Annotated in this window: 8 protein-coding genes; 2 read left to right on the top strand and 6 right to left on the bottom strand. The window is 55.4% G+C overall.

What is annotated here, in order from left to right; translation table 11 throughout:
- Positions 1 to 107: 107 nt before the first annotated feature.
- The 5 genes from V2P20_RS00120 to V2P20_RS00100 form a co-directional block, all read right to left on the bottom strand.
- Positions 108 to 989 carry a GNAT family N-acetyltransferase gene (locus V2P20_RS00120; protein ID WP_331814714.1) on the bottom strand — a complete coding sequence of 294 codons (882 nt, stop codon included), beginning with the start codon at positions 987 to 989 and terminating at the stop codon, positions 108 to 110.
- Between the two features lie 97 nt (positions 990 to 1,086).
- Positions 1,087 to 2,076, bottom strand: a complete 990-nt coding sequence (corA, locus tag V2P20_RS00115; protein WP_331814711.1) for a magnesium/cobalt transporter CorA — start codon at positions 2,074 to 2,076, stop codon at positions 1,087 to 1,089.
- A gap of 129 nt (positions 2,077 to 2,205) precedes the next feature.
- A complete protein-coding gene (gene corA / locus V2P20_RS00110; protein WP_331814709.1) occupies positions 2,206 to 3,162 on the bottom strand; it encodes a magnesium/cobalt transporter CorA in 957 nt (318 codons plus the stop codon).
- Between the two features lie 111 nt (positions 3,163 to 3,273).
- Positions 3,274 to 4,497, bottom strand: a complete 1,224-nt coding sequence (locus V2P20_RS00105; protein WP_331814707.1) for an HD domain-containing phosphohydrolase — start codon at positions 4,495 to 4,497, stop codon at positions 3,274 to 3,276.
- A 112-nt stretch (positions 4,498 to 4,609) separates the two neighbouring features.
- Entirely contained in the window at positions 4,610 to 5,485 is an 876-nt protein-coding gene (locus V2P20_RS00100; protein WP_331814705.1) for a DMT family transporter, read from the bottom strand.
- Positions 5,486 to 5,720: 235 nt separating this feature from the next.
- Between V2P20_RS00100 and V2P20_RS00095 the strand changes: the two genes are divergently transcribed.
- Together V2P20_RS00095 and V2P20_RS00090 are read left to right on the top strand one after the other, a co-directional pair.
- The gene (locus tag V2P20_RS00095) at positions 5,721 to 6,380 is read left to right on the top strand and encodes a class I SAM-dependent methyltransferase (protein WP_331814703.1); all 660 of its coding nucleotides are present in this window, start codon (positions 5,721 to 5,723) and stop codon (positions 6,378 to 6,380) included.
- Entirely contained in the window at positions 6,377 to 6,583 is a 207-nt protein-coding gene (locus tag V2P20_RS00090; RefSeq protein WP_331814701.1) for a hypothetical protein, read from the top strand. The genes V2P20_RS00095 and V2P20_RS00090 overlap by 4 nt, the downstream gene beginning before the upstream one ends.
- Before the next feature lie 30 nt (positions 6,584 to 6,613).
- Here the strand turns inward: V2P20_RS00090 and V2P20_RS00085 are convergent, their stop codons facing one another.
- On the bottom strand, positions 6,614 to 7,360 hold the full coding sequence (locus V2P20_RS00085; RefSeq protein WP_331814699.1) for a class I SAM-dependent methyltransferase: 747 nt from the start codon (positions 7,358 to 7,360) through the stop codon (positions 6,614 to 6,616).
- Positions 7,361 to 7,601: the final 241 nt, after the last annotated feature.

Raw genomic sequence — 7,601 nt, 5'->3', positions numbered from 1 at the left:
CCCATTTATTTAGGCTTTTTTGAATTTGTGCATAACGCCAGAAAACGCGGTAAAGCGTTATTAAGTTCACTGTTGGAACTGATTATCAGCTAACTCCCCGGAATCCATTATGAGCCTTCTTCATAGCAGCCCCAGTAACGGCCGTACAGCGTGTCGCTGCCGACCACGCTCAGCGCCGCGCCGACGTACTGGCCGTCTTTAACCGCCAGCACCAGCAATAACCATTCACCCATCGTGGCTGCCAGCTGCTCGAAAAAGGCCGGGTTCAGGTAAGGCGACATGCCGTTTTTCAGATAGGTCATCGTGTAGAACTGAAAAAACGCCTGCCACTGCGCCGGGCTGACTTCCTGGCCGTTCAGCCGCTGCAATGCGATGCCCTGTTCGCCGACGCGCCGGCGCTCGCGTTTGATCATTTTGCGCTTGCCGGCGCTGAAGGTTTGCAGGAAATCGTCAAAGTCGCGGTAACCTTTGTTGAACCAGTGGAACTGCACGCTTTCGCGCAGGCTCAGCCCAAGATCGCGCAGCCGTTCCGCCTGCACAGCATCGGGAAACAGGCAGTGCCACGAGGAGATAGCGTCCTGTTCCGCACGCGCCTTGATAAAACCGGTCAGCAGACGCATGACGGCCGGCGCATCGGCGGATTCATCGATGACCATGCGCGGCCCCTGGCAGGGCGTGAACGGAATTGCGGTCAGCCATTTCGGATAATAGCGGCAGCCGCATTGCTGATAGGCGTGCGCCCACGGCTGGTCGAACACATATTCGCCGCGCGAGTGCGCTTTCAGATACAGCGGCATGAAGGCCAGCAGTTTCTGATTCTGCATAACCAGCAAATGCTGCGGCGTCCAGCCCGTCTGGCTTGACGCGCAGCCGCTCTGCTCCAGCGCCAGCAAAAATTCGTGGCACAGGAAAGGGTAGTCATCCTTGACCAGCCGGTTCCAGGCCCCGGCATCGGCTTGCGTCATACTCGTGATCGGTTTTACGTCCATCTGGCGGCCAATTGATGTGTTTCTCAGTGTAAATAAAGACAGGAATCCCGGCATCAAGTATCCAAAAGATTTTGCCGCGCTCGAAGCGGTTTCGAGCTTACAGCCAGCCGGACTTTTTCAGGCGGATATACAGCAGCAGGCTGCCCAAGCCCACGCCGCCGATTACGATCGGATAACTGAATGGCCAATTCAGCTCCGGCATATGCCGGAAATTCATGCCATACCAGCTGAAGACCATGGTCGGTATCGCCAGGATCGCCCCCCAGCCGGCCAGCTTTTTGACGACTTCATTCTGCCGCACCGTTTCAAAGTTCAGATGCACCTGCATGGCCGCGATCAGCATTTCGCGCATGCTGTGGATCGCCCGGTCGATGCGCTTGATATGATCGGCCACGTCGCGGAAATAAACGCTCACCTCTCTGGGAATAACGTGACCATGAAGATGCATCAGCTCGTTGCAGATATCGATGACCGGCGTAATGGCGCCTTCCAGCTGCAACAGTTCGCGCTTCAGTTCGTACAGGCCTTCCATGGTCTGCCGGCTGGGCCGGTTTTGAAAAATCGCCGACTCCAGCACATCGAACTGCGCCTGCAAGCCGTCAATAACGGGCGAATAATTGTCGACGATGAAATCCATGATCGCATACAGCGCGAATCCCGGCCCTTTCGCCAATTGCTGCGGCATGGCCTCGCAACGCTCTCTGACCTTGCTCAGGCCGTGCGAAGCGCCGTGCCTGACCGTGACCAGAAAACGCGGCCCCACGAAAAAATGCGTCTCGCCGAACTCGAGCTGGTCTTCCTGGAGCAGGGCGGTATGCAGCACCATGAACAGCGAGTCGCCGTACTCTTCGAGTTTAGGGCGCTGATGCGCCGTACAGGCATCTTCGATGGCCAATTCATGCAGGCTGAATTCCTGCTGGATTTTAGCCAGCAGCTCACTGTTCACTTCATGCAAGCCCAGCCAGACGAATGTATTGTCCCGTTTCAGCACTTCGCTGATGGCTTCGAACGTTACCTTGCCGATACTGACGCCGTTTTGATAGGCCACGCAGTTCACGATCATGCTGTTATCGATTTTCTTGGTCAAAACCGGCTCCTGGCTCTTTAGAAATAGTAAGGGTTGGCGTGCCTTGCATTAGCCATCCTGACACGAATCCGGACGGGAAAACGGTAAAAACTGCAGGTCATGCCGTTTCTGTGGCTTTGGCAACCCAAGCTACAGCCATCCTTTGCGTTTAAATAGCCAGTAAGGCGCAATGCCCGAGAGAACCATTATCGCCAGCGAACCCGGGTAGCCCCATAGCCATTTCAATTCCGGTATATGTTTAAAATTCATCCCGTAAATGCTGGCGATGAGCGTAGGCGGCATGAATACGACGGCAGCGATGGAGAAGGTTTTGATGATTTTATTCTGTTCGATGTTGATAAATCCCATGGCTGCATCCATCAGGAAGTTGATCTTGTCGAACAGAAACGTGGTATGGGACAACAGGATATTCATGTCGCGCATGATGTCATGAGTGATTTCATGCAATTCGCGCTCATCACGCAAATGCCGCTGCAGAAAAGCCATGGAACGCTGCGTGTCCATAAGGCACAACCGGATTTTGCCATTGCTGTCTTCCAGCCTTGTCAATTGGTCGATGGCATCTTCGTAGTCGGCATTGTCTTCTTTAAGAATTTGGTGGCTGACCCGTTCCAGTCCGCCGAAGATGTCCTCAATGCCGTCGGCCAGATTTTCCACTTTTTGCTCGAAGATGGTTATCAGAAGCGCTTTCGGCGTGGCCACTTCAACCTGCTTTTGCCGCGCTCTCATGCGCAGCAGGCGGAAATCCGCAAGATCAAGCCCGTCCCTTAATGTAATCAGGCGCTCGGGTTGCAGGATGAACGCGACAGAGATGGTATGAAGGTCGCCTTCGCTTTGGGCCAGAAACAGCGAATGGACATGGATGCCGTTCTGATCGGCAAAATAACGGGCTGAAGCCTCGATTTCTTCTACATCGATGGATTTTGGCAACTCGGTCAGCAGCAATGTCTGCAATTGACTGCGCTCCTCCAGGCTGAGATTATGCGCATCGATCCAGACGGCATCGATTATCATCTGGTTGGGCGTGTCCTTGGTTTGATATTCCTCGGTCAGGACTCCGTTTTTAATTTTATATAATCTCGGCATTACTTTATCTCTACAGCTTTTATGTTCTGCAAAAGTATACACTGCGGCGCTCTATCGGCTCACCTGTTCGCTTCTTGATGATGAGTAAAGGGATAGTTGTTGGCTGGATATTTACTCCGTCGCCAGCCGGTAGCAGGCGTCGGCCTGATCGATAACCACCGAGACAACCTGTTCATCCAGAGTGCCTTGCTCCACGCGTTCCTTCATGTGCTTGATAATTTCATCCTGAGCCATTCTGCCGCGGTACGAACGATTCTGCGCTAAAGCCTGAAAGATATCGGCGACGCTGACGATGCGCGCTTCCAGATCGATCTCTTTGGGCACGCGCTTGAACGGATAGCCCAGGCCGAGCAGGTTTTCATGATGGTAACCGGCCCAGACCGGTATCGGCGTGTGGCCGAAAACGCGCCGCAGTATCCGGTAGCTGTCGTAGCTGTGCCGGCGAATACAGGCGTATTCGCGCGCAGTCAGCTTGCCCGGCTTTTCGATAATGGCTTCGTCGACGCGTAGCTTGCCGATGTCGTGCAGCAGTCCCGCGATTTCGATCAGGTCCAGCTCCGTCCCTGTTTTGCCCAGGCACTCGGCCAGGTAGCGCGCGATTTTGGCGACGCGTTCGGAGTGTTCTTCGGTGTAGTGGCTTTTGGCATCGACGATGCGGGAGAACAGCAGCGCCAGTGCGCGCACATCATCCAGATTCAGCATAACCTGAGCCTGATCACTGCCGAATTCGGCCAGATCCTCGTCCAGATATTCCGGGTCCATGGACAGCCAGAAGGCTTCCTCGGCGGCGGCGTGGGCGAAGGCTTCAACCAGTTCGGGCGCAAACATGCGGCCGGCCTGCTTTCTGGCATAGTCGACGATGGCCGGGCATTCCAGCAGGACCTGCTCGGTGCCGATAAAAGGCAACTGCAGCATGTCGGCGCGGTCGGCAAGGTAGATCAGGTTGGCGCGCAGGCGCGTGGATTGATCCAGAGGCGCGTCCTGCAATAGCTCCCAGCGCGTGTGATGATAGCGGATGTCGGTGGCCAGATGGGCCAGCGGCGGGCAGGCCCGCAGGTAGGCTTCGCCGCGCAGGCAATGCGCTTCGGCGCCGTCCCACTCCAGGGTTTCGGATAAATTGCGATGCTCCTGCACTCTAGAGACGCCGCAATCGTGCAGCATGCCGGCATGGAGCAGCGTCAGGCAGTCGGCCTTGCTCCAGCCCAGTTCCAGGGCCACATTCTTGGCCATGACCGCAACGCGTTTGCCGTGCTTGACTTCGTCGATGCCGACCAGATCCAGCGAACTGCTCAGGGCCGTGACCGTGTTGTGTAGATCGATTTTCAGTTGTTCCATGGCGGTACTCATTCAAGTCGATACGTTAATCGGTTTTTTGACAGCTGGAAGACGAAATCATTCATGGAGCGGCTGTCAGCCGAAATTTTCTGAAGGCATGAGCCTGCGCCGGTCAATTCACCTGCAATACCAGCAGACTTCCCGCTATCATGACCAGGCTCGCCATCAGCCTGCGGATCACATGGGGCTCATTGAAGATTCGGTAACCCAGGAAGACCTGCAGCAGCATGCCAAGCTGAAATAAGGCCAGCGCATAGGCGATCAGCATTTGCGACAGCAGCACCAGCGTCAGGTATTGCATGACGAATACCGTCAGGCCGGCTGCCGCAATGGGCAGGGCATGCGGTTGCGAATTTTTAATGTTGTCCGCCAACCGTTCCGTTGTCAGGAATGCATTGGCCAAAAGGATCAGCGGCAACCCGAACAAAGACCAGAAGATCAGCGTCTCCAAGGGACCTGAATGCTTGAGCGAGCCTTTCAGGAAAACCGTACCGATCGAAAATAACAAGATGGACAAAAATCTGGCCTGCACGCCGCGATCAAGCCATAGCTGGATGAGCCGATTCTGCATCGTGCCGGTTGACGGCGGCAATAACAGAAAACTGCCGGCGACGATAATCATGATCCCGGCAAAGCCTTGCAGCGTCGGCACCTCGCCCAGAAAAACGAGCGCAAACAGCATGGAAACGATGACTTTATAGGCATTAAGCGGCCCGAATATCGACAAATCGGTTTTGGACAAGGACATGACCATGAACATCCAGCCGCCGACATCGAACAGGGCGGCCAGCAGCACATTGATCCAGAATGACGGGCTCAGATGGGCAAATGCGGTATTGAAAAAGAACAGCAAGGAGAGTACGGCCAGCACGGCATAGGTTGCGGCGACAATGTAAAACGGATGCAGGCCGTGATGCGACAGCTGTTTCTGAAAGACGTTGGACGCCGAGGACAGCAGCAGCCGGCCAAAAACGAAAAAAATTTCCAAAAGCGGTTTTCCTTTATGAATCTTGAATGAGGCGAGGGGGCGCATTCTAATGGGCATTAGCGCTAAATGGAAGTGCATTGGCCGGCGTTTTGCAGGATTTGTTGACCAAGCGTAGGCGCTCTAGGCGACCCAGCGAGGCGCATCACTCGCGGGAGCGTGATATGATCGATTAAAAGACTGGCGGCGCAAAATGGCTCATAATGCCGCCCCCGACCACTGTTGAGGAGCATCAAGAATGCATTGTCCGCTGTGCCGGCATGACCGCATCGTTTTTTATTACCGGGATGCGCGCCGCGCCTATCACCAATGTAACCGCTGCCGTCTGGTTTTCGTGCCGCCGCAGTATCGCCTGTCGCCGGAGGCGGAGAAGGCGTACTACGATCTGCACCGCAACGATCCGCGCGATGCCGGTTACCGCAACTTCCTTTCGCGGGTTTTCATTCCCTTATGCGAGCGGGTGCCGGCGCCGGCGAAAGGCCTGGACTTCGGCAGCGGACCGGGGCCGACGCTGTCTCTGATGTTTCGCGAGGCGGGCTACGACATGGCTATCTATGATCATCACTATGCTACTGATACTGCGGTACTGCGCCAGCGTTATGATTTTATTACTGCCACTGAAGTGGTGGAGCATCTGTTCCTGCCCGGCGAGACCCTGGCGACACTGCTGTCGCTGCTGCGGCCGGTCGGCTGGCTGGGATTGATGACGAAAATGGTCATCGATCAGGCGGCCTTCAGCAACTGGCACTACAAACAGGACCCTACCCATGTGTGCTTTTTCTCGCGCGCGACTTTTAGCTGGTGGGCGAATCAGGCAGGCTGTGAGGTCACTTTTGTTGGAAATGATGTGATTCTGCTGCAGAAACTTGGCCGGGACAATGACGGAGCGTTGCAATGACTCGCATCATTTCGTCCGCGAGCCCGGTGGACGTGCTGACCCAAAGTAGGCGCTCCAAGCGACGCAGTGAAGCGCATCACTCGCGATTGATGTGCCTTTTACGTTGGCAGCATCCTATGGATTACGCAGCCTGTCGCGTTGGGGTTTATGCCGAAAATTGGGGTAACGGCATCGATTTGCTGTATGTGGCGGCAGGCGGCTGACTCGAACGATGCGGTTCGTGCCTCACCGCATCAGCGCGGCATCAGCGCGAACACACCCCAGCCCAGGTATTCACGCGTGTAAGCGGCGTAGCGCTCGGGTTCCGAAGTCAGTTTGGCTCGAACATCTTTCGCGAACTCGTCGCCGGGATTGGCTTCAAGCCATCGGCGCATGGTGAGCCATTTGGCCGCCTCGTATCTGTCCCAGCCGTCCTGGTCAGCCAGAACCATTTCAACGACGTCGTAGCCAAGGTGGCCGAAAGACGCGAGAAGTTCTGGAAGCATGAGAAAGCCGGAGATTGAGTTGGCAAGACAGCCCTTGGCAACCTCTTCCGTCGGCGGTAACTGCCGCCAGTAGGGCTCGCCGATGAGGATGATTCCTCCGGTGCGCAGGCTCCGCGCCAGAAGCTCGATAGTGCCGGCGACTCCACCGGCGATCCAAGTGGCACCGACACAGGCTGCAACATCGACCTTCTCGTCAGAGACGTAGCCGGCAGCATCGCCATGGATGAACTTGACTTGATCGGCGACGCCGAGTTCTACAGCACGGAGTTTCGCTTGCTCGGTAAACAACTGGCTCATGTCGATGCCGGTGCCGATGACGCCGTGATCGTGTGCCCAGGTGCACAGCATCTCCCCCGAACCGCTGCCGAGGTCGAGCACTCGGGCTCCCGATTCCAGACGCAACGCCGCGCCGAGAGTGGCGAGCTTTTCGGGGGTGATCGGGTTGTGGATGCGGTGAGCACTTTCAGTGATGTTGAATATTCGTGGGATGTCCATTGTGGAAAATTTCCTTATGGCTGTAAATAGATTCGGTCAGGGCCTAACGCGAAGCAAAGTAGGGTACGCACCGCGTACCTTTTCAACGCGTTCCGAATCCCTAGCCTCAAAAAGGTACGCGGTGCGTACGAGACTGTGAAAGTATTCAAAATTTTTCTCTTTGACGTCTATATGCTGTTATATGCAAATATAAAATGCACAATATATTGTGGTTAAAATTTTAAAAAACGAATACTTTCAC

Source organism: Methylobacter sp. Wu1, from assembly GCF_036553575.1.
Classification (GTDB): domain Bacteria; phylum Pseudomonadota; class Gammaproteobacteria; order Methylococcales; family Methylomonadaceae; genus Methylobacter.
This window is presented reverse-complemented; position numbering and strand designations above follow the sequence as displayed.

What these genes read in the sequence shown, in the direction of transcription:
- V2P20_RS00120 (WP_331814714.1), bottom strand. Translation starts at nt 989, where the DNA reads ATGGACGTAAAACCGATCACGAGTATGACGCAAGCCGATGCCGGGGCC.
- corA (WP_331814709.1), bottom strand. Translation starts at nt 3,162, where the DNA reads ATGCCGAGATTATATAAAATTAAAAACGGAGTCCTGACCGAGGAATAT.
- V2P20_RS00105 (WP_331814707.1), bottom strand. Translation starts at nt 4,497, where the DNA reads ATGGAACAACTGAAAATCGATCTACACAACACGGTCACGGCCCTGAGC.
- V2P20_RS00095 (WP_331814703.1), top strand. Translation starts at nt 5,721, where the DNA reads ATGCATTGTCCGCTGTGCCGGCATGACCGCATCGTTTTTTATTACCGG.
- V2P20_RS00090 (WP_331814701.1), top strand. Translation starts at nt 6,377, where the DNA reads ATGACTCGCATCATTTCGTCCGCGAGCCCGGTGGACGTGCTGACCCAA.
- V2P20_RS00085 (WP_331814699.1), bottom strand. Translation starts at nt 7,360, where the DNA reads ATGGACATCCCACGAATATTCAACATCACTGAAAGTGCTCACCGCATC.